At 63.4% G+C, this 20,856-nt stretch carries 18 protein-coding genes; 6 read left to right on the forward strand and 12 right to left on the reverse strand.

All coding sequences use genetic code 11. From position 1 onward, the window contains the following. Positions 1 to 14: 14 nt before the first annotated feature. Positions 15 to 731, forward strand: a complete 717-nt coding sequence (rpiA, locus tag Cte04_RS17765) for a ribose-5-phosphate isomerase RpiA (protein ID WP_066481556.1) — start codon at positions 15 to 17, stop codon at positions 729 to 731. Between the two features lie 46 nt (positions 732 to 777). On the opposite strand, the gene Cte04_RS17770 is transcribed toward rpiA, so the two are convergent. From Cte04_RS17770 to Cte04_RS17785, 4 genes are all read right to left on the reverse strand, one after another. Continuing rightward, positions 778 to 1,788 (reverse strand): Bug family tripartite tricarboxylate transporter substrate binding protein, encoded by a 1,011-nt coding sequence (locus tag Cte04_RS17770; RefSeq protein WP_066481559.1) that lies wholly within the window; start codon positions 1,786 to 1,788, stop codon positions 778 to 780. 49 nt (positions 1,789 to 1,837) lie between these two features. Further along, positions 1,838 to 3,076, reverse strand: a complete 1,239-nt coding sequence (locus Cte04_RS17775) for an acyl-CoA dehydrogenase family protein (RefSeq protein ID WP_066481561.1) — start codon at positions 3,074 to 3,076, stop codon at positions 1,838 to 1,840. 1 nt (position 3,077) lies between these two features. Further along, positions 3,078 to 4,658, reverse strand: coding sequence for a class I adenylate-forming enzyme family protein (locus Cte04_RS17780; RefSeq protein ID WP_066481567.1), 1,581 nt, complete (start codon positions 4,656 to 4,658; stop codon positions 3,078 to 3,080). A 265-nt stretch (positions 4,659 to 4,923) separates the two neighbouring features. Then, positions 4,924 to 5,943, reverse strand: coding sequence for a LysR family transcriptional regulator (locus Cte04_RS17785; RefSeq protein WP_066481571.1), 1,020 nt, complete (start codon positions 5,941 to 5,943; stop codon positions 4,924 to 4,926). Between the two features lie 176 nt (positions 5,944 to 6,119). Between Cte04_RS17785 and Cte04_RS17790 the strand changes: the two genes are divergently transcribed. Next, on the forward strand, positions 6,120 to 7,001 hold the full coding sequence (locus tag Cte04_RS17790) for a ferritin-like domain-containing protein (RefSeq protein ID WP_066481580.1): 882 nt from the start codon (positions 6,120 to 6,122) through the stop codon (positions 6,999 to 7,001). 162 nt (positions 7,002 to 7,163) lie between these two features. On the opposite strand, the gene prmB is transcribed toward Cte04_RS17790, so the two are convergent. The 5 genes from prmB to dapC all read right to left on the reverse strand — a co-directional run bounded on the left by prmB (position 7,164) and on the right by dapC (position 12,868). Beyond that, the gene (gene prmB / locus Cte04_RS17795) at positions 7,164 to 8,108 is read right to left on the reverse strand and encodes a 50S ribosomal protein L3 N(5)-glutamine methyltransferase (RefSeq protein WP_066481582.1); all 945 of its coding nucleotides are present in this window, start codon (positions 8,106 to 8,108) and stop codon (positions 7,164 to 7,166) included. Between the two features lie 7 nt (positions 8,109 to 8,115). After that, positions 8,116 to 9,333, reverse strand: a complete 1,218-nt coding sequence (gene dapE, locus Cte04_RS17800; protein WP_066481584.1) for a succinyl-diaminopimelate desuccinylase — start codon at positions 9,331 to 9,333, stop codon at positions 8,116 to 8,118. Positions 9,334 to 9,415: 82 nt separating this feature from the next. Then, a complete protein-coding gene (locus tag Cte04_RS17805; protein ID WP_066481587.1) occupies positions 9,416 to 10,579 on the reverse strand; it encodes a PilT/PilU family type 4a pilus ATPase in 1,164 nt (387 codons plus the stop codon). 191 nt (positions 10,580 to 10,770) lie between these two features. Next, a complete protein-coding gene (gene dapD, locus Cte04_RS17810) occupies positions 10,771 to 11,604 on the reverse strand; it encodes a 2,3,4,5-tetrahydropyridine-2,6-dicarboxylate N-succinyltransferase (protein WP_066481597.1) in 834 nt (277 codons plus the stop codon). Between the two features lie 61 nt (positions 11,605 to 11,665). Then, positions 11,666 to 12,868, reverse strand: a complete 1,203-nt coding sequence (dapC, locus tag Cte04_RS17815) for a succinyldiaminopimelate transaminase (RefSeq protein WP_066481605.1) — start codon at positions 12,866 to 12,868, stop codon at positions 11,666 to 11,668. A 272-nt stretch (positions 12,869 to 13,140) separates the two neighbouring features. Here dapC and Cte04_RS17820 point away from each other — a divergent pair, with 272 nt between their 5' ends. Beyond that, complete coding sequence (locus Cte04_RS17820) at positions 13,141 to 14,685, forward strand: methyl-accepting chemotaxis protein (RefSeq protein WP_083526727.1); 1,545 nt, start codon at positions 13,141 to 13,143, stop codon at positions 14,683 to 14,685. 92 nt (positions 14,686 to 14,777) lie between these two features. On the opposite strand, the gene rsxB is transcribed toward Cte04_RS17820, so the two are convergent. From rsxB to dusA, 3 genes are all read right to left on the reverse strand, one after another. Beyond that, the gene (rsxB, locus tag Cte04_RS17825; protein WP_066481610.1) at positions 14,778 to 15,458 is read right to left on the reverse strand and encodes an electron transport complex subunit RsxB; all 681 of its coding nucleotides are present in this window, start codon (positions 15,456 to 15,458) and stop codon (positions 14,778 to 14,780) included. A gap of 24 nt (positions 15,459 to 15,482) precedes the next feature. Continuing rightward, on the reverse strand, positions 15,483 to 16,979 hold the full coding sequence (locus Cte04_RS17830) for a polyhydroxyalkanoate depolymerase (RefSeq protein ID WP_083526728.1): 1,497 nt from the start codon (positions 16,977 to 16,979) through the stop codon (positions 15,483 to 15,485). A gap of 195 nt (positions 16,980 to 17,174) precedes the next feature. Further along, a complete protein-coding gene (gene dusA / locus Cte04_RS17835) occupies positions 17,175 to 18,203 on the reverse strand; it encodes a tRNA dihydrouridine(20/20a) synthase DusA (protein ID WP_083526729.1) in 1,029 nt (342 codons plus the stop codon). A 113-nt stretch (positions 18,204 to 18,316) separates the two neighbouring features. On the opposite strand from dusA, the gene Cte04_RS17840 reads away from it, so the two are divergent. The 3 genes from Cte04_RS17840 (at position 18,317) to Cte04_RS17850 (ending at position 20,854) form a co-directional block, all read left to right on the forward strand. Further along, positions 18,317 to 19,390 (forward strand): site-specific integrase, encoded by a 1,074-nt coding sequence (locus Cte04_RS17840; protein ID WP_066481625.1) that lies wholly within the window; start codon positions 18,317 to 18,319, stop codon positions 19,388 to 19,390. A gap of 107 nt (positions 19,391 to 19,497) precedes the next feature. Beyond that, complete coding sequence (locus tag Cte04_RS17845) at positions 19,498 to 20,328, forward strand: DUF7946 domain-containing protein (protein WP_157082094.1); 831 nt, start codon at positions 19,498 to 19,500, stop codon at positions 20,326 to 20,328. Next, positions 20,321 to 20,854: a hypothetical protein gene (locus tag Cte04_RS17850; RefSeq protein WP_157082096.1), complete on the forward strand. Its 534-nt coding sequence runs from the start codon at positions 20,321 to 20,323 to the stop codon at positions 20,852 to 20,854. The genes Cte04_RS17845 and Cte04_RS17850 overlap by 8 nt, the downstream gene beginning before the upstream one ends. Positions 20,855 to 20,856 lie beyond the last annotated feature (2 nt).

The following is a 20,856-nucleotide window of genomic DNA, read 5'->3' on the forward strand; positions in this document are numbered from 1 at the left end:
CTGGATTTTCACTCATGACGACAGCTGCTGCTTCCTCTGCCTCCCAATATTCCCAAGACGAACTCAAAACCCTGGTGGGCCAGGCGGCCCTGAAATACGTGGCCCCCGGCGAGATCGTGGGCGTGGGCACAGGCTCCACGGTCAACAAGTTCATTGACGCACTGGCCACGGTCAAGGACAGCATTCCCGGCGCCGTCTCCAGCTCCGTGGCCAGCACCGAGCGCCTGAAGGCCCTGGGCATCAAGGTGCTCGATGCCAACGAGGTGCAGCGCCTGGCGGTCTATATCGACGGCGCCGACGAGATCGACGGCAAGGGCTACATGGTCAAGGGCGGCGGCGCGGCCCTGACGCGCGAGAAGATCGTGGCCGCGCTGGCGGACCGTTTTGTCTGCATCGCCGACGAATCCAAGCGCGTGGACGTGCTGGGCGCCTTCCCGCTGCCCGTGGAAGTGATCCCCATGGCCGCGGGGCAGATTGCCCGCCGTTTCGAGGCCCTGGGCGGGCAATCGGGGATCCACGCGCAGATCCGCATGAAGGACGGCGCACCGCTGGTGACCGACAACGGCCAGCACATTCTCGACGTGCGCGGCCTGAAGATTGCCGATCCCCTGGCGTTCGAGTCGGAGGTCAACCAGTGGCCCGGTGTGGTCACCGTCGGCGTCTTTGCCCACCAGAAGGCTGCCGTGTGCCTGCTGGGCACGGCCCGGGGCGTCCAGACGCTGGAATACTGAATACCGAGGCGGCGCCCGGTGTCAATCCGCCGGGCCATGAACCCCGTCAGATGGGCTGCAGCCCCACTTTCTTCATCATGGCCTCGGTCAGCTGCATTTCCTGGCGGATGTTCTGGACGAAGGAAGCCGAATCCCTCACATCGACGAGGCCGCCGTTTTCCTGCAACGCGGCAATCACCGCAGGTTGCCTGAGCGCTTCGGAAAACGCCTTGTAGATCGCGTTCACCACGGCGTCGGGCGTGCCTGCCGGCACCGACAGGCCGCCCCAGGAAGTCAGCTCCACGCCCGGTACGCCAAGCTCGGTCAGCGTCGGCACCTGGGGTGCGACGGGATTGCGCCTGGGGCCGGCAATGGCCAGGGCGCGCAGCTTGCCGGCCTTGATCATGGGATGGGCCGCCGCAAAGATGGGCATGCCAAAGACGACCTGGTGGCCCAGGATGGCGTTGACCAGTTCGGAGGCTCCCTTGTAGGGCACATGCATGGCCTTTGTTCTGGTGGCGCTCAGGAACTGCTCCATGCCCAGGTGCGAGGGCGTGCCTATGCCGCCCGAGGCATAGTCGACCTGGCCGGGATTGGCCTTGAGCCTGGCCAGCAGGTCGTCCAGCGTGCGGATGTCGGAATCCGCATGGACCACCAGACCGACGTCCGAACTGCTCAGGCGCATGATGTGGCGGAAATCCTTGAGCGCGTCGTAGCCCGGATTCTTGTAGATGTGCATGTTGGCGGCCAGCGGCGTGCCGGTGTAGAGCAGGGTGTATCCGTCGGCGGGGGACTTGGCGGCCACGCGGGTGCCGATATTGCCTGCGGCGCCGGCACGGTTCTCGATGACGATGGGCTGTCCGAGGAGGGGGCCTACGGCCTCGGCCAGAATGCGCGCGGCGATATCCGGTCCCGTGGCAGCCAGATAGGGCACCAGCCATTTGACGGGCCGGCTGGGATAGGGCGCCTGGGCCAGGGCCGGTCTTGCAGCGAGCGCGCCGGCCATGGGAAGAAAGGACGGAAGCAGCGCCGCGCCCATGGCGCGGGCCAGAAGCTGTCGGCGTGAGAGGGTGTTCATTCTTGTCTCCTTTTGTCTATGCCGCTGCGGTCTTGGCGCGGCCTATGCGTCAGCCAATCTGGCTGCCGGGCGCCGCGAGCAGTTCCTTGGCAATGGTGTTGCGCTGGATCTCGCTGGTGCCCGTCAGCACGCGGTACATGCGCAGCATGCGGAACAGGAATTCCACGCGCCGGCCCTGGACGATGCCTTCGCCGCCATGGATCTGCACCGCTCGGTCGGCAATCGCAAAGGCTTTTTCGGAGCAGAACAGCTTGCTCATCGATGCCTGGGCGCGCGCGTCGATGCCCGCATCGATGGCGCGCGCGGTCTGGATCATCAGGGCCCGCGCGGCCGTCCACTCCGTGGCCATGTCGGCCAGCATGTGCTGTATGGACTGGAACTGGGCAATGCTGCGGCCGAACTGCTGGCGTGCCAGCGCATAGTCACGCGCGTCGCGCAGGGCGCATTGGGCCAGGCCCAGCATGGCAGGGCAGTGCAGCAGGCGGTTGACCGTGATGCGGCCCAGCGCCAGGGCCAGGCCGCGGCCCGGCTCGCCGATCATGTGAGCGGCTGGTACACGCACCTTGTCCAGCAGGATGTCGCCCGTGTGGGACTGGCCGGCCATGGTCTTGTAGCCGCTGACGACTTCGACGCCCTCGGCCGTGAGGTCCACGAAGAAGGCGCTGATCTCGCGCTGCTCCGAGCCCTGGGGCGCGGTGGACGCCATGAGAACGGCAAAGTCTGCAAACGGCGAGCCCGAGATGAAGCGCTTTCTGCCGCTGAGCACATAGCTGTCGCCGTCCAGCTCGGCACGGGTTTCCAGCGCACCGGCATCGGAGCCGGCGCCAGCTTCGGTCAGCGCAAAGCAGATGGATTTTTCGGCGCGTGCCACGGGCAGGATGAATTTTTCCATCTGCTCGGGCGTGGCCTTGCGCACCAGGGCACCGACGCGCGGCGGGCCGCTGAGCTCGCCCAGCACATGGGGGGCAAACGGCGAGCCGCTGGCGTAGATGGCTTCCTTGATCAGCACCTGGTCGAGCACGGTCAGCCCTTCGCCGCCCATGGCCTGGGGCAGGGTCATGCCGTAAAAGCCCAGCGCGTGGGAGCGCTTCCAGACCTTGCGCAGCAGCTCCTTGCCGGGGCTGTGCTCGTGGTCTATGCCATGTTCGCGGGCCAGCTCTGCCAGCTCGCCGTGGAGAAAGTCATTGAGCTTGGCGATCAGCTCGGCTGCACGCGGCGAGCCTTCGAAGGGCATCTCGATCAGGTCGCCTGGGCGCTGGGAAGCAGCTTGCATGTCTTTGGCATTCATTTCAGTTCACCTTGCGGCTGAGGTTGCTCCAGTACGGGGCCTGCACGGCTTTGCGCATGACCTTGCCGTTGGGATTCTTGGGCAGCTGCTGCACGAATTCGATATGGCGCGGGCGCTTGAATCCGCCCAGGCGTTCGGCGCAGAAGCGGTCTATGGCCGCGCTGTCGGGCTGCTGGCCGGGCTTGAGCACGATGTGCGCGGCCACGGCCTCCCCCCATTTGTCGTCGGGAATGGCGAACACGCAGGCATCGGCCACATGGGCATGCTCGTAGAGCACGGCCTCGACTTCGGACGGATAGACATTGAAGCCGCCGCTGATGACCATGTCCTTCTTGCGGTCCACGATGTAAACAAAGCCCTCGTCGTCCACGCGCGCCAGGTCGCCCGTGTGGTAGCGGCCGTTTTTCAGCACCTCGGCCGTCAGCTCGGGTGCGCGCCAGTAGCCGGCAAACACGTCGGCGCCGCTGACCACGATCTCGCCCACCTCGCCCCGGGCCACCGGGTGGCCGTCATCGTCCACGACTTCGACCCGGGACTCCAGGAACGGCCGGCCGCAGGATGCCAGCAGCTCGGGCCTGGCCGCACGCGCATACAGATGGTCCTGCACGGTGAGTGCGCAGACGCCCGATGTGGTTTCACCGGCGCCGTAGCCTTGCGAGAGCACGGGGCCGAAAACGTCCATGGCCTGCATGATGCGAGCGGGCGCCATGGGAGCGGCGCCATAGCCCAGGCGCAGCAGGTCGGGCAGGGGCCGGTACCGGCCCTGGGTCTCGGCCAGCAGCATGTTGATCATGGTCGGAACCATGAAGGTGTGGGTGACGCGGCGCTGCTGCATCTCCGCCATGAAGCGCGCAGGCTCGAAGCCCGAGAACAGATGGATGGTGGCGCCCGTGCACAGGGCCGGCATCATCTGCATGCCAGAGGCATGGGTCACGGGACCGACCAGGCCCAGGATGTGGCCGGCATGCATGCCTTCGCCGCGCATCAGGAACTTGCGCAGCTGGGCCAGCCGGTTGCCGAAGGTCTGCATGGCGGCCTTGAGCACGCCCGAGGAGCCCGAGGTGTAGTGCAGCACGGCCACTTCGTGCTCGTGCACGGCCACGGGCTCGAACCGGTCGCTGGCGGCCGCCAGAGCGGCTTCGTAGTTGTCGCCGGCCGGGCCGTCGAGCAGCAGCAACTGGACGGCGGGGTTCTGCAGATGGGGCCGGAAGGCTTCGGCCCGCTCGGCGGTGGTCACGATCAGTGCCGCATCGCTGTTGGCGGCAATCTCGCCGACCTCGCGCGGCGACAGGCGGGCATTGAACGGTGCCTTGATCAGGCCGGCCTTGTAGCAGGCCAGCTCCAGCTCCACGATTTCCACGCAGTTGGCCAGATAGATGCCGACGCGGTCGCCGCGTGCCAGCCCCTTGGCCTGCAGCGCATTGGCCAGCTGGTTGGAGCGCTTTTCGAGCTGGCCGTAGGTCACGCTTTTGGCGGCGCTGGTCACGGCAGGATGCGATGCATAGAGCTGGCAGCTGCGGGCGACCAGTTCGCCGACATTGGGAATCGGTGCGCCGGGCTGGGGCAGGTCCTTGGAAATCATGACAGTCCTTGTCTCTGTGGAGCCGCCGGTGTTGGCATGCTCCGGTCTGGTGTTGGGAAAGGCTCAGGTGGGCCGTCGCGGCCATGGATGCACTGTCCCAAAATCTGCGGTGATCAAGGAAATACTGTTTGCTGATTCAGCTCCATCAAATAATTTGATGGCTGTTGAAATCCAATGCCTGCGGAGGTTTGACGATGGCGGAACTTGCCGGAGCCGGTCCGGCCTAGGGTTTGTCAGTAGGCACCGGACCCCAGACGCCTGCCGTTCAAGGCCGGGCTTCGTGGAGCCACCGGGCCTGCCAGATGCCGCTGTCGATCAGGCTGCGCGCATGCTGCACCACGGCATGGCGCACGACCTGCACGGCGGCATCGCCGGCTTTGCCCGGATGCTGGGCCAGGTGGTAGTGGCGCTGCAGCGACGGATTGACGACCTGGGCCACGATCCACTGCGGGTCGGTGGCAGCACGCGGGGCCTGGGGTCGCCAGGGCAGGGCCTCGGCCAGCGAGCAGGCCGGCGTGAAGGTGAAGCCGGCGCCGCAATGGTAGAGCGAGCGGATCACGCGGGCCGAATCATGCTCGTGCACGATGTTCAGGCGTGCCTGGCGCTGCGCGGCGGCATTTTCCACGGCCTGGCGGATCGCGAAGCGGCGCGACTGCAGCACCAGTGGCTGCGCCGCGGCATCGGCAAAGTCTATGCAGGGATAGGAAGACGCCGCGGCAGTGCCGGCAGCGGTCTGTGATGGCTGCAGCACCGGCGCAACGGACCCGTTGGCATCGCGGCCGCAAAAGAAGATGGCTTCGCTGGCCAGGGGGGTGAGCTGCAGCTCCTGCAGGCTCGGCGTGTCCACGAGAATGCCCAGATCCGCGCGGCGGTCCAGCATGGCCTTTTGCACCATGAGGCTCAGATCGTCGAGCACGAACACGTGGATGCGCGGGTGCGTCTCGCGCAGGCCGGCAATCACCGGCCCCATGAGCAGGCTGGTGAGCAGGAACGGCATGGCGATGGTGACCGAGCCCTCGGGCCCCTGGGGCAGGCGCTGCAGGCGCTCGCACATGGCATCGGCATCCGACAGCAGGCGGCGCGCATCCTCGTACAGCTGGTTGCCGGCGGGCGTGGGCGTGACGCCCGCATGGCTGCGCTCCAGCAACTGGGTGCCCAGTTCGGCTTCCAGCTTCTTGATCTGTGCCGTGAGCGCGGGCTGGGCCACATACAGCGAATGCGCGGCACGCGAGAGGGAACCGGCTTCCAGCACGGTGATGAAGTAGCGCAGGGCACGTAAATCCATGGAAGGGCAGCGAAAAATTGTGTTTCAGGACTTGTCGGAGCCTAGCAGTGTCGGCATAGGCTGACACGGAATGGCCGCGCATTGTCATCAAGATGGCATGTCGCCATTGCTTGCAACGCCGCAGCCTGCCGCCTGGAAGCACCGGGCACTGCAGGTACCGGCTCATTCTTGATTCGATGCCATCCATCCAACGCCATTCCCTCCATGCACAGGCCTCGCCAGTTGCGGGCGAAACCCACCGCGCGGCGGGTTCCGCGCACTGGCGCGTCGAGGATCTCGATTTCTCGCGCATCGACCGCCAGGCCATAGAGCACAGCGAGGACATGTTCTTCCTGCTGATGAGCGCCTCGTTCATCGAAACAGGCTCGGATACCTATGCGACCAATCTGGCCGAGCACTATGCGGCCTATCCCGAAATCAGCGCCTGGCTCAAGGACCACTGGGAGGCCGAGGAGCTGCAGCACGGACGGGCGCTGCGCGCCTATGTCGAAGCCGTATGGCCGCGCTTTCCGTGGCAGCAGGCCTATGACAGCTTCTTCGGCGAATACTCCAAGCTCTGCACGGTGGAGGAGCTCTACCCCGACCAGCGCCTGGAAATGGTGGCGCGCTGCGTGGTGGAAACTGGCACCACCGCCTACTACCACACGCTGCGTGAGCTCAGCGACGAGCCGGTGCTGACCGAACTGCTGGGCCATATCCGCAACGACGAGGTCAGCCACTACAAGCACTTCCTCAAATACTTCAAGGAGCTGCAGCAGGAGGCGCCCGTGGGACGCGCGCGCATCGCCGGCGCGCTGTACGGCCGGCTCAAGGAGCTGCGCGAAAGCGATTCCGACGTGGCGCTGCGCCATGTGTGGGCGCACAAGGGCGATTATTTCGCGGACAGCGCCACGCGGTTCGAGGACATGGCCCAGCGCATCTACGAGCTGGTCAGCCGCCGCCTGCCCGCGGATCTGGCCGTGCGCATGCTGCTCAAGCCCATGTTGCTGCCGCCGCGCGTGGAGGGCCTGGTGCGCACGCCGATTTCCAGGCTGGCTACCCGCGTGATGTCGTATTGAGGGATCGGCCCGCGCAGCGATCGCTGCGCGGGATGCTATCGGTCCGGGAGCTGCTGGCGCAGGATGGCTGCGAAATCCAAGGATAAAGCCATCGAAAATCTAGGTGAGTCAAGCGCCAGCCGCTACGTTATGGAGAGCGGCGCAGCCTGCATGCCAGGAGGGTCAGGCCGCTGGCGCTGCCTGCGCCCAGTGGCGCAGCGCTTCCTCGGTGATCAGCAGCACCTGCTCGTCGCCCGAGCTGGTATCCAGCCAGAACACGGGCAGATCGGGAAAGGCGGCTTCGAAGAACGGTTTTTCGTTGCCGATCTCCAGCACCACCACGGCCTGCTTGTTCAGGCGCGCGGGCAGGTCCCTGAGCAGCTGGCGGATGAAGTCCATGCCGTCCTCGCCGCCGGCCAGCGCCAGTTCGGGCTCGGCGCGGTATTCGGCGGGCAGGCGGGCCATGCTGCCGGCGTTCACATAGGGCGGATTGCACAGCACCAGGTCCCATGGGCCGGGCACGGCGGCCAGACCGTCGCTTTGCACCAGGTGCACGCGCTGCTGCAGCCCGTGCTTGTCCACATTGATGCGGGCCACGGCCAGCGCATCGGGCGAGATGTCGGCGCCGGTCACCTGCACATCGGGGTAGGCCATGGCTGCCAGGCAGGCCAGGCTGCCGTTGCCGGTGCACAGGTCCAGCACGGCCTGGGTCCTGTCGGAGAGCCAGTCGTCGATGCTGCTGTCGGCCAGCAGCTCGGCGATGAAGCTGCGCGGCACGATGGAGCGCTCGTCGATGTAAAAGGGCACGCCTTGCAGCCAGGCTTCGCGCGTCAGATAGGCGGCAGGCTTGCGTGTGCGGATGCGTTCTTCAAAAAGCGTAGCTACCAGCACTTGCTGTTCCTGGGTTACAGCTTGATCTGCTATGGATTCGGGGGCGCCGGGCGTGAGTTCGCTGTCCAGCGGCAGGCCCAGCTTCCACAGCGTGAGCCAGGCGGCCTCGTCTTCGGCCGTGGCCGTGCCGTGCCCGAAGGCCACGCCGGCTGCTGTCAGGGCGCGGGCGCCGGAGGCCACCAGGGCCGCCACGGTGTCGCCCTGGATGGCGGGAGGGTTTGCGTTGGCTAAAGTCATTGGGTGTTCAGGCCGCATGCAGCACCGGGGCGGCGCTGCGGCCGGCCTGGGCCTGCTGCAGCTGTTCCAGCGTCTTGCGGTAGATGTTCTTGAGCGGCTCGATATCGGCCACGGCAATGTATTCGTCGATCTTGTGGATGCTGGCGTTGGGCGGTCCCAGCTCGATGACCTGGGGACAGATCTGGGCGATGAAGCGCCCGTCGCTGGTGCCGCCCGTGGTGGACAGCTCCGTGTCCAGCCCGGTTTCGTCCTTGATGGCGGCCTGCACGGCATGCACCAGCGTGCCGGGCTCGGTCAGGAAGGGCTGGCCGCCGACGGTCCAGACCAGCGAGTATTCGATGCCGTGGCGGTCCAGCACCTCGTGCACCCGCCGCTGCAGCGACTCGGCCGTGGATTCGGTCGAGAAGCGGAAGTTGAAGTCGATCACCACGTGGCCGGGAATGACGTTGCTCGCGCCAGTGCCGCCGTGGATGTTGCTGATCTGCCAGCTGGTCGGGGGAAAGAAGGCATTGCCCCGGTCCCAGACGGTGGCGGCCAGCTCGGCCAGGGCCGGCAGGGCCTCGTGGATGGGGTTGCGGGCCAGCTGTGGGTAGGCGATATGGCCCTGGATGCCGTTGACCGTGAGCTTGCCGCTCATGGTGCCGCGGCGGCCGTTCTTGATCATGTCGCCGGTCTGGTTGACCGAGGTGGGCTCGCCCACGATGCACCAGTCCAGGCGCTCGCCGCGCTGCCTGAGCGCCTCGACCACGACCTTGGTGCCGTCCACGGACGGGCCTTCCTCGTCGCTGGTCAGCAACAGGGCAATGTCGAAGGCCGGTTCGGGCGTGGCCTGCAGGAATTCCTCCAGCGCCACGACAAAGGCCGCGATGGAAGTTTTCATGTCGCTGGCGCCGCGGCCGTAGAGGCGGCCGTTGCGGTGCATGGGCACGAAGGGCGGGCTGCTCCACTGGTTGAGCGGGCCCGGCGGCACCACGTCGGTATGGCCGGCGAAGACCAGCACGGGCTTGTCCGATCCGATGGCACTCTGCGCCTCAAGGACCGGGCCTGTGCGGTGTTTTGCCCATAGGTTGCGGACGCGGAAATCCTCCGGGCCGCTGTCCAGCCGCTCGCATTCAAAGCCCAGGGGAATCAGGGCATCGGCCAGCAGCTCGAGGCAGCCGGCATCTTCGGGGGTGACGGAAGGCAGGCTGATGAGCTGCTCGGTCAGTTGCAGGGTGCGGGACATGGGAGAAACCAAACCATAAAAAAAGCCGGAAGGCCGGCAGACGCCGGCGTTTCCGACATTGTGCGTGAGACGGCGGGCCGCGTCAGAGCGGTTTTACGTCCAAAGTGATTTCCGTGAATGATGGCATATCGTCGTCGTCGGGATGTGTCGCCTCGGTTGCCTGGGCCGCGGCCTGGGCCACGCGCGCAAGGTCATTGTCCATGCGCCACATCAGATTGGTCGGCGAATCGGCATTGGCCAGCGCTTCGTCGCGTGTGATTGTGCCATCACCCACCAGCCTGGCCAGGGCCTGCTCGAAGGTCTGAGAGCCTTCGGCCATGGATTTTTCCATGGCTTCCTTCACGCCGGTGAAGTCGCCGCGCTGGATCAGGTCCGAGATCAGCTTGGTGTTGAGCATGACTTCCACGGCCGGGACCCGGCTTTTGGCGACCGTGCGCACCAGCCGCTGGGAGATCACCGCCCTGAGCGCCGAGGCCAGCTCGCCCAGCATGGTCGGGCGGATTTCCTCGGGATAGAAGGACAGGATGCGGTTGAGCGCGTGGTAGCTGTTGTTGGCGTGCAGCGTGGCCAGGCACAGGTGGCCGGACTGCGCATAGCCCATGGCGGCCGACATGGTGTCGCGGTCGCGGATCTCGCCGATCAGGATCACGTCGGGCGCCTGGCGCAGCGCATTCTTGAGCGCGACCTGCAGGGATTCGGTATCGGTGCCCACCTCGCGCTGGTTGATGATGGAGCGCTTGCTGCGGAACTGGTATTCGATCGGGTCCTCGACGGTCAGGATGTGGCCCGAGAGCTTTTCGTTGCGCTCTTCGATCATCGATGCCAGCGTGGTGCTCTTGCCCGAGCCCGTGGCGCCCACGACCAGCACCAGGCCGCGCTTTTGCATGATGAGTTCGCTGAGCACCGGCGGCAGGTTCAGCGATTCGCGCGAGGGAATCTTCTGGGAGATGAAGCGCACCACCACGGCATAGGTGCCGCGCTGGCGCATGGCGCTGATACGGAAGCGCCCCACGCCCGGCTGGGAGACTGCGATGTTGAGTTCGCCCGTGGACTGCAGCTGCGCTATCGCCTCGGGGGCGACGACCTCGGCCAGCAGGGCCAGCGGCGCCTCGGGCGGCAGGGACTGGTTGTTGATGGGCACGCACTCGCCGTTGATCTTGATCAGCGCCGGCGCGCGGGCCGAAAGATAGACGTCCGAAGCCCGTTTGTCGGACATCAGGCGCAGGATTTTCTCCATGGTGCTCATCGCTCCCTCCGGTTGACTGTTTGACGACTCGTCTGTGTTTGGCCGCCTTTATACCCCGCCGCCGGACCGCTTTGGCGGGATCGGCAAGGCAAATGCACCGGTTGCGGTCCGGACAAAACAAAGGCCTGCCGCTTTTCAGCAGCAGGCCCGGGGCTGGGAGCGCACCGGCGCTCTCAGAACACTTGCCGTGTTCAGTCGCGCAGCAGGTCGTTCAGGCTGGTGGTGGAGCGGGTCTTGGCGTCCACGGTCTTGACGATGATGGCGGCGTACATGGAGTATTCCTTGCCATCCTTGGTCTTCTTGGGCAGGTTGCCCGACACCACGACGGAGCCGGCAGGCACGCGGCCGAAGGTGGTTTCGCCGGTCTCGCGGTTGAAGATGGGGGTGGACTGGCCGATGTACACGCCCATGGAGATCACGGAGTTCTCTTCCACGATCACGCCTTCCACGACTTCGGAGCGGGCGCCGATGAAGCAGTTGTCCTCGATGATGGTGGGATTGGCCTGCAGGGGCTCGAGCACGCCGCCCAGGCCCACGCCGCCCGACAGGTGCACGTTCTTGCCCACCTGGGCGCAGGAGCCCACGGTGGCCCAGGTGTCGACCATGGTGCCTTCGTCCACGTAGGCGCCGATGTTCACATAGGAGGGCATCAGGATCGCGCCCTTGGCGATGAAGCTGCCGCGGCGGGCCACGGCCGGAGGCACCACGCGCACGCCGGTGGCGGCGATCTGCGCTTCGCTCAGGCCCTGGTACTTGGTGGGCACCTTGTCGAAGAACTGCAGGCTGCCGCCTTGCATCAGGGCATTGTCCTTGAGGCGGAAGGACAGCAGCACGGCCTTCTTGAGCCACTGGTGCACGGTCCACTGGCCCACGCCCTCGCGGGTGGCCACGCGCAGGCGGCCGGCGTCCAGCTCGGCGATCGCATGCTCCACGGCATCCACCACTTCCTTGGGGGCAGCAGAGGGCGAGAGAGAGGCACGGTTGTCCCAGGCGTTTTCGATGATGGATTGCAGTTGTTGCGTCATGGTGGTTTGAAGGTTCGGGTCGATAAACCAGAGGTTGGGGAAAAAGTGAAGGCAGGCCGGGTCAGCGGCGGGCAGCGATGAAGGCGGCGATGCGCTGCGCGGCTTCCTGGCATTCGGCGGTTTCGGCCACCAGGGCCATGCGCACGCGGTTGGCACCGGGGTTCGATCCCTGGGCCTCGCGCGCCAGATAGCTGCCGGGCAAAACGGTGACGCCTGTTGTTTTATACAGCTCTTTGGCGAATTGTGCATCATCCATGCCCAGTTCCGCAGGAATGCCGGCCCAGAGGTAGAAGCTGGCATCGGGCAGCTTCACGTCCATGACCTCGGCCAGCACGGGCGTGACCTGAGCGAATTTCTCGCGGTACAGGCGGCGGTTCTCCTGCACATGGGCCTCGTCGCCCCAGGCGGCGATGGAGGCCGTCTGCACCACGGGGCTCATGGCGCCGCCATGGTAGGTGCGGTAGAGCAGAAAGGCCTTGAGCAGCTCGGCATCGCCGGCCACGAAGCCGCTGCGCAGGCCGGGCACATTGCTGCGCTTGGAGAGGCTGGTGAACATCACCAGGTTCCGGAAGTCCGTGCGGCCCAGGCGCGCGGCGGCTTCCAGGCCGCCCAGCGGCGCTTCGTCGTTGAAGTAGATCTCGCTGTAGCACTCGTCGCTGGCGATCACGAAGCCGTAGCGTTCCGACAGCGCGAACAGCTTTTCCCACTCGGACAGCGGCATGACGGCGCCTGTGGGGTTGCCCGGAGAGCAGACGAAGGTCAGCTGCGTGTCGCGCCAGACTTCCTCGGGCACGGCATCCCAGTTGACGGCGAAGTTGCGTGCCGGGTCGCTGGCCGCGTAATAGGGCGTGGCGCCAGCCAGCAGCGTGGCGCCTTCGTAGATCTGATAGAAGGGATTGGGGCAGATGACGCGCGCGCCCGGGCGGCTGGCGTCCACCACGACCTGGGTGAAGGCGAACAGCGCCTCGCGCGAGCCGTTGACCGGCAGCACCTGGGTTGCGGCGTCCAGCGCGATGCCGTAGCGCTGGCCGGCCCAGGCCGCGCAGGCCTGGCGCAGCGCCGGCATGCCGGCGGTGGCCGGGTAGACCGACAGACCCTGCAGCTCGCTGCTCAGCGCCTTTTCGATGAACGCCGGCGTGGCATGGCGCGGCTCGCCAATGCCCAGGCTGATGGGACGCAGGCCGGCCGGCGGCTCGATGCCGGCGAAGAGTTGGCGCAGACGTTCAAAAGGATAGGGCTGGAGGCGGGAGAGCAAGGGGTTCATGGTTGTATTTTATGAGCTGATGCCGTTTACGCATAAACAACGGTGGCTGCTTTAGGGTTAGCCGGGTGCTTTGTATTGCAAATTGTTACGTATGCTGTGCCGCACCATCGTCAACCAGCGATTTGCGCAGGGCAAACCTTGTCGGCGAGGTTTTACCAACGTTCCGGATGAAGGGTGTGTTGACCTGGCGCATGGGGCGGATGGCGGTTTGCAGCGAAATTGCACGGGCAGTGGATGGGCCAAGTGGCTGAATGCGAGCGGGAGAGGATGCAATGAAAGTCAGCGGGGGGCAGGTTGGAGCATCGGGGCATGGCCGGACCGGACTTGCCGGCGCGGCATGGCAGGCATGGGGCCGGTATCTGGGCTTTGCCTGGCTGCTGGCCGGGCCTTTGCCGTTTCTGCTGGCGCCAAGTCTGACACAAGTTCCGTACTCCAACGGGAAATGGGCCTGGTTTGCGGCCTGGGCCGTGGTTGCCGCGCTGTGGCTGCGCTTGCGCAGCCGTGAGGGCCAAGCGCAGTGGCAGGGCCTGCAGCAGGCAATGCACCAAGTGGCGCAGGGCGACCTGCGCCATGGCCCCGCGCTGGCAGGGATTGCGGGCCGTGGGGACGGGAACGCGGCCGGTGCGCTGCTGGCGGAAATGGTGAATGCGCTGTCGGCCATGGTGGCCGATGTGCGCAGCAATGCCGCACTGGTGGCCCAGGCGGGCCAGCAGCTGGTGAGCGAGCACGAGGCCCTGGCCGCTCGCACCGAGCAGCAGGCCGGCAATCTGGCACAGACCGTGGTCAGCGTGGAGCAGATCAGCGGCACGGTGCAGCACAACGCGGAAGTCGCCCATGCGGCGCATGCCAAGGCCAGCACGGTGCGCTCGGCGGCCGACGAGGGCCTGCAGGCCATGCAGCATGCCGTGGCCTCGGTGGAGGCCATCGAGCGCCAGGCCCAGCGCATGCGCGAAATCATCGGCGTCATCGACGGCATCGCCTTCCAGACCAATATTTTGGCGCTCAATGCCGCGGTGGAGGCCGCGCGTGCCGGCGAGCAGGGGCGCGGCTTTGCCGTGGTGGCTGCCGAAGTGCGCAATCTGGCCCAGCGCGCCGGCGAGGCTGCACGGGAGATCCGCCAGCTCATCGGCGAGACCGTGCAGCAGGTGAGCCAGAGCACCACCCTGATCCGCTCGGCCGGCGAGGGCATAGGGCGCGTGACCCAGGGCATACGCGACGTGGCCCAGCACATGGGCGAGCTGTCCGAATCGACCAGCAGCCAGGGCACGGCGCTGGTGGAAATCTCGAACGCGGTGCGCGAGATCGACCAGATCACCCAGCACAACGCCCAGATGGTGAGCCATGCGCTGCACCATGCGCAGGCGCTGGAGCAAAGGGCCCAGGTGCTGTCGGGCGCGGTGTCGCGCTTTCGCCTGCAGCAGGGCACGGCCGAGGAGGCCGTGGCGCTCGTGCATGCGGCCATGCATCTGGCCCGCGGCGCGCACAGCACCGGCGCGCTGCTGAGCACGGTGACCGATCCGGGCCAGCCCTACCATGACCGCGACATGTATGTGTTCGCGCTGTCCGGTGAGGGCGAGTACAAGGCCTTCGGCGGCAATGCGGCCAAGGTGGGGACGCGGGTGCAGGATGTGCCGGGGATCGACGGCGAGCGTCTGGTGGCCGACATCGTGGCCCAGGCCGAGAAAGGACCGGGCTGGGTGGAATACGACTATGTGAACCCGTCCACGCAGAAGGTGCAGACCAAGATGTCCTTTGTCTGCAAGCACCGGGACCTGTACTGGGGCTGCGGCGTATACAAAAGCCTGGCCCAGGCCTGAGGCCGGCAGTGGCTGGAAGTGCTCCTGAAACAGGAGCTGTCAGCGCAAGCCAGCAAAGCGCTGGAGGTCGATCTGAGGCGAATCTTCCCGCCTCAGTTCGGTGCTCTCTGGGCGCGGGCGCGCGCGAGGATGGCCGCAATGGTGTCCTTCTTGCGCGAGGTGTCCTGCGCGGGCGCATCGGCGGGCAGGACGGCAGGTTCCGCGCCGGCCGGTGCGGGCGCCGCCTCGTTGGCCGCAGTGCTGCCGGCAGATGCCTTGCCGCGCTGCACGCGTGCGCGGTGCGCGGCATAGCGTGCCCGGGCATGGTCGGCCTGGGCCTGGCTCCAGGCATCCCAGCCGGTGGCTTCGCCGCTGGCGTTTTCAAGCTGGATGCAGTCCACCGGGCAGACGGGAATGCACAGCTCGCAGCCCGTGCAGTGGTCGCTGATGATGGCGTGCATGCGCTTGTTGGCGCCCAGGATGGCATCCGTGGGGCAGGCCTTGATGCACAGCGTGCAGCCGATGCACCAGGCTTCGTCGATCACGGCCAGAGTGCGCGGCGCCTCGCTGCCGTGCTCGGCGCTCAGCGGCAGGACGGGCCGGCCGGTCAGTGCTGCCAGGCGCGCAATGCCCTGTGCGCCGCCCGGCGGACATTGGTTGATGGCTGCTTCGCCCTGGGCAACGGCCCGGGCATAGGCGGCGCAGTCGGGGTAACCGCAGCGCGTGCACTGGGTCTGGGGCAGGACTGCATCAATGCGCGCAGCCAGTGCTTCAAGCGTGGAGGCTGCGGACATCGATGGGGTCATGACAAGCCTTTTCTAGGTTTTGATTTTTCGCGGATGTCGCCCCGTCTCCGGAGCGCCTGCGTTGCCGTGGTGGTGGCTCTTGGCCGTGCGGTGGGCGCCATGGGCCGCGGCATGCGAGGTAGCAGAGTCTACGGCGTTTGCGGCCGCTGTTTTGTCTGCGTGCGTGGCAGCAGGCGCAACGGCATCGGCCGCATCCTCGCTCACGCTGGGTGCATGGCCGGCGGCGCTGGCTGCCGTGGCGCTGTCGGGCTGGTGCGCGAGGATGAAGTCGCGTACCTGGGGATAGACCACCTCGCGCCAGCGTCGGCCGCTGAAGATGCCGTAGTGGCCGGCGCCTTGCACTTCCAGATGCTTGCGCTGGTCGGCATCGATGCCGGTGCACAGGTCGTGGGCTGCGCGGGTCTGGCCTGCGCCCGAGATGTCGTCCAGTTCGCCTTCGATGGTGAACAGCGCCGCGCCGCGGATGTCCTGCGGGCGCACGCGCTCGATCTTGCCTTCGGGCGAGCGCACGTCCCAGGTGCCCTGGACCAGCTTGTACTCCTGGAACACCGTGGCAATGGTTTCCAGATAGTAGTCGGCGTCCATGTCGAGCACGGCGTTGTACTCGTCGTAGAACTTGCGGTGGTGCTCGGCGCTGGCGTCGTCACCCTTGATCAGGTCCTTGAAGTAGTCGTAGTGGCTCTTGGCGTGACGGTCCGGGTTCATGGCCACGAAGCCCGAGTACTGCAAGAAGCCGGGGTAGACACGGCGGCCGGCGCCCGGATAGTTGGGCGGCACCTCGTAGATCACATTGTTCTCGAACCACTCGTAGCTGCGCGTCTCGGCCAGATTGTTCACGGCCGTGGGCGAGCGGCGTGCGTCGATGGGGCCGCCCATCATGGTCATGGACAGCGGCGGCGTTTCGCCGCGGCTGGCCATGAGCGAGACGGCCGCGAGCACGGGCACCGTGGGCTGGCAGACGCTGACCACATGGCACTGGCCGTAGCGTTCCTGCAGGTAGCGGATGAACTCCTGCACATAGTTCACATAGTCGTCCAGGTGGAATTCGCCCTCGGACAGCGGCACGGTGCGGGCATTCTTCCAGTCGGTGATATAGACCTTGTGGCCGCCGAGCATGCTTTGCACCGTGTCGCGCAGCAGGGTGGCGTAGTGGCCCGACAGCGGCGCCACGATCAGCACCACGGGCTGGCTCAGCATCGCCTGCAGCGTGGCAGGGTCGTCGGAGAAGCGCTTGAAGCGGCGCAGCTCGCAGAACGGCTTGTCGATTTCCACCCGTTCGCGGATGGTCACGTCCACGCCGTCGACGTCGACGCTGTGCAGATTGAATTCGGGCTTCTCGTAGTCCTTGCCGAGCCGGTAGACCAGATTGAAGCCCGCAGCCAGGCGCTGGGCCATGGGAACCTGGCTCAATGCGGAGTGCGGGGTGCTGTAGAGCTTCGAGGCAGCCAGCGCGAAGTCGGCAAAAGGCTCGACCATGGCGCGTTGCATTTCATAGAGCTGATAGAGCATGGAAAAGGCAATTTCGTTATGTTGCAGTGCAATATAACAGCAGCATTTGACATGCGAAGTAGTAAAAGCCCTTTCAGGATGAAACCTAGGTCTGCCGGCCGGGTGGCGCCGCTTCCGATGTGCTAGAGCGCCTCTGCTCCAGCCAACGGTTTATGGGAAAAGTGACGAAAGCCCGCTGCAGCAAAGCGCCATCAGCTATGCAAATGAAAGCAGCTCGCTGGCCTGCTGGGGCTTGGTGCGGGCCAGTTTCATGACTTCGGCCGGCGCCAGATGCTTGAGGCGGTGGTCGCTCCAGACTTGGCGCCAGCGGCGCGCGCCCGGCAGACCGTTGCGCAGGCCCAGCATGTGGCGCGCAATCGCATACCAGTGCGTGCCATGCGCGCGGGCCTCGCGCTCCATATAGAGCACCATCTGCTCCTCCACGCTTTCGCGCGTGCGCTGACGGCTGTCGTCGCCGTAGTAGAGAGCATCCCAGGAGGCCAGCCACCAGGGATTGTGATAGGCCTCGCGGCCAATCATCACGCCGTCGACCACTTCTAACTGCTGCTGTACCGTTGCATCCATCTTGATTCCGCCGTTGATGGCGATGGTCAGATGCGGAAATTCCTTTTTCAGCTGCGCCACGACCTCGTAGCGCAGCGGCGGGATCTCGCGATTTTCCTTGGGCGACAGCCCCTTGAGCCAGGCGTTGCGCGCATGCACGATGAAGACCTGGCAGCCGGCATCGGCCACGGTGCCGACAAAATCGCGCATGAATTCGTAGCTCTCGTTCCTGTCTATGCCGATGCGATGCTTGACGGTCACGGGCACGGAGACGGTGTCGACCATGGCCTTGACGCAGTCGGCCACCAGCGCAGCCTCGTTCATCAGGCAGGCACCGAATGCGCCGCGCTGCACGCGCTCGCTGGGACAGCCGCAATTGAGATTGATCTCGTCATAGCCCCATTGTTCGCCCAGCCGCGCACTATGGGCCAGGTCGGCAGGCTCGCTGCCACCCAGCTGCAGCGCCACGGGGTGTTCCTCGACCTCGAAGCGCAGATGGCGGGCCACGTCGCCATGCAGCAAGGCGCCCGTGGTCACCATCTCGGTATAGAGCAGGGCATGGCGGCTCAGCTGCCGATGCAGGTAGCGGCAATGCTTGTCCGTCCAGTCCATCATGGGGGCCACGGACATACGCCACATATTGCTATGTTGTTGATTTTTAATAACTTGTTCGGTGCTCATGCTGCGAAAAGTGCCTCGTGGTGCACTGGAAAAATGCCCTGTTTTGCCACGTTTTACCGGGTTTTTCTATAGCCAGTGCTACATTGGTGCACCACGAAAATCATGGAGCACTGATGGGGACCATCACCCAGAGAAAAAGTGCCAAGGGTGCCGTATCGTTCCGGGCTCAGATCCGCCTCAAAGAAGGCGGCGAACTGACTTACTCGGAGTCCAAGACGTTCACACGGCGTGCCCTGGCCCAGGAATGGCTGCGGCGTCGGGAGGCCGAGATCGAGGAGGCCCAGGCAACTGGCCAGCCTGTGCAGGGCCTCATAACCCTCAAGCAGATATTGCAGGATTATGTCAGCGATGCAAAAGGCATCGTGGCGTGGGGGCGGTCCAAGACGGCGGACATCACCCGTCTGCAGAAGGCCAAGCTGGCCCATCGAGATGCCCGGCATCTGAGGGCCATTGACTTCATTGAGTATGCGAAGTGGCGGCGCACCGAAGAGGATGCTGGCCCGGCCACGGTGCTTAATGACATTGTCTGGCTACGTCAGGCCTGCCTTGGCGCTGTAGCGCGCTATGGGATGAACAGGCTCGTGCAGGAGCTGGACTCAGCCAAGCAGGAGTTGCTGCGGCTGAAGATCATCGCCAAGCCGCGCAGGCGCATACGCCGCTTGAGGCCAGAGGAAGAGGCTGCTCTCAAGGAGTATTTTGCCAAGCAGGAGGCTCGCGCCTCGATTCCTATGCTGCAGATCCTGGAGTTTGCGTTGCTGACGACTCGGCGCCAGGAAGAGATCACCACGCTCAAGGTCGCCGATGTGGACTTCGAGAGCCGCGTGGGCTGGCTGGATGATGTGAAGCACCCCAAGCTCAAGACCGGTAACCGTCGCTGTTTTCGAATGCTGGAGCCTGCGCTGGAGCTGATCAAGCGACGGATGGAGTCAGGGCAGGTCGACGACTTGGTGTTTCCCTACAACCATCGCAGCATCAGTTCAAGCTTTACCAGAGCATGCAAGCTTTTGAACATCCCGGATCTTCGGTTTCACGACTTGAGGCATGAGGCCATTAGTCGTTTGTTTGAGCGCGGTTACAGCATTGAACAGGTGGCGCAGTTTTCACTGCATGAGTCGTGGGCTTCTTTGAAGATCTATACGCATCTTGATCCTGCTGATGTGCCGGAGCTTAGCTGTAAAGATGAGTGAAGTTTGGTGAGGATAAAGCGTAGATTGCAGACCGTGTCCGCGCGGTTTTTTTATTGAAATCTTTGGACATCTTAAACGTTGTATCATATGGATACAAAGGAGATGTTATGGACACGACAGTTAGTATCATTCATGAAGGTGGAAATGCCGACTCGGGAAAGCTAGATTTATATGACAGTGCTGAATCTTTGCTTGGATTTGCGAGGGCTGTTAACCTAATTAGTCATGCATTCGCTAATGACAATGAAATAAAAGAGAAGTTGAAAAATCTAAATGGGTTTAATTCTGAGTTTACCGGCGCCAAACGAGGTTGCTTTGAATTGAGTTTTTTGATATCTTTCAATGATAGGGTAGTCAAAGCGCATGGGCATAGTGTCATTGTTGATAAATATTGGGATTATTTTTCCGCCGCTCTGAGTAATAGCGTTGGATTGGAATATGTTCCTTCCACTCATTTTGTGAATAGTATATTGGAAGATGAACCGTACATTTTTGATCATCTGGCAGAGCAGCTGGAAAGCCCATTGAAAGAAGCGCACAGAACTATACAAACTAGAGATGCGTCATCTGTTCATATTTATCGCCCCCGTGTCGGGGATAAAGTTGTTCTGAATTATGATACTTATAGATATATAAGCGAAACCACAAAATCAACAGGTGTCGAATCTTGGGAGGGCAATGTTACCAAGTACAATTTATTAACTGGATACGGCCGTTTTTTTAATGATTCAGAACAACGTACAGTTCCTTTTGTCATTAAGGATTTTGGTGGGGGAAATCTATTGGCTCACCAAGCGGCAGCAAGTTCTATGAGTGAGGCATCTAAAGATATAACCTCTGGGAAGAGGGTTTTTCAAGGATATGCCATTAGAGATATGCGGCAACGAATAAAAAGAATAGAGATTACTGATATTCAGCCAATAGAAACTGATGAGTAAAGATTCTATATTTTGCAGTAAGTTCATGCCCAGCTGGGGCTGGGTTGATGATTGCTTGACTATGGCTGAGTGGTCTGCCTCTTGGCAGATTATTGGAATTGTGGTTAGTGTTTTTGTTGCAGGGATAACTGCTTATAAAATTGTTAGAGATGTAAGGCAAATACGAGAAAGCCGAGTGAATGAGGAGATTTTGAATAAATCAAAATATTTGCTCGACTTGAATCGAAGAATATATGACGACAAGGATCTAGCATGCGTAATAGAAAAACTGGATCATGATGATGAGATTTTGGGAAATTACGAATTTAGTGATAAATCAAGAAAGCTGCTTGCATTTTTTGAAGAGATTCAATATTTAATAGATGAAAATTTAATTAAAGAAAAATCTGCCCATCATTTTTTTGGGTATTACGCGAAAAAATGCTATGACAGTGAAATTTTTTGGAAGTGTATTGAGAAAGATCACGACAATTGGGGGCTTTATCTAAAGTTTGTAGAGTCAATGAAAAAAGCGGATAAGAAGTAGTT

It is taken from the genome of Comamonas terrae, from assembly GCF_001544075.1.
GTDB lineage: Bacteria > Pseudomonadota > Gammaproteobacteria > Burkholderiales > Burkholderiaceae_C > Comamonas > Comamonas terrae.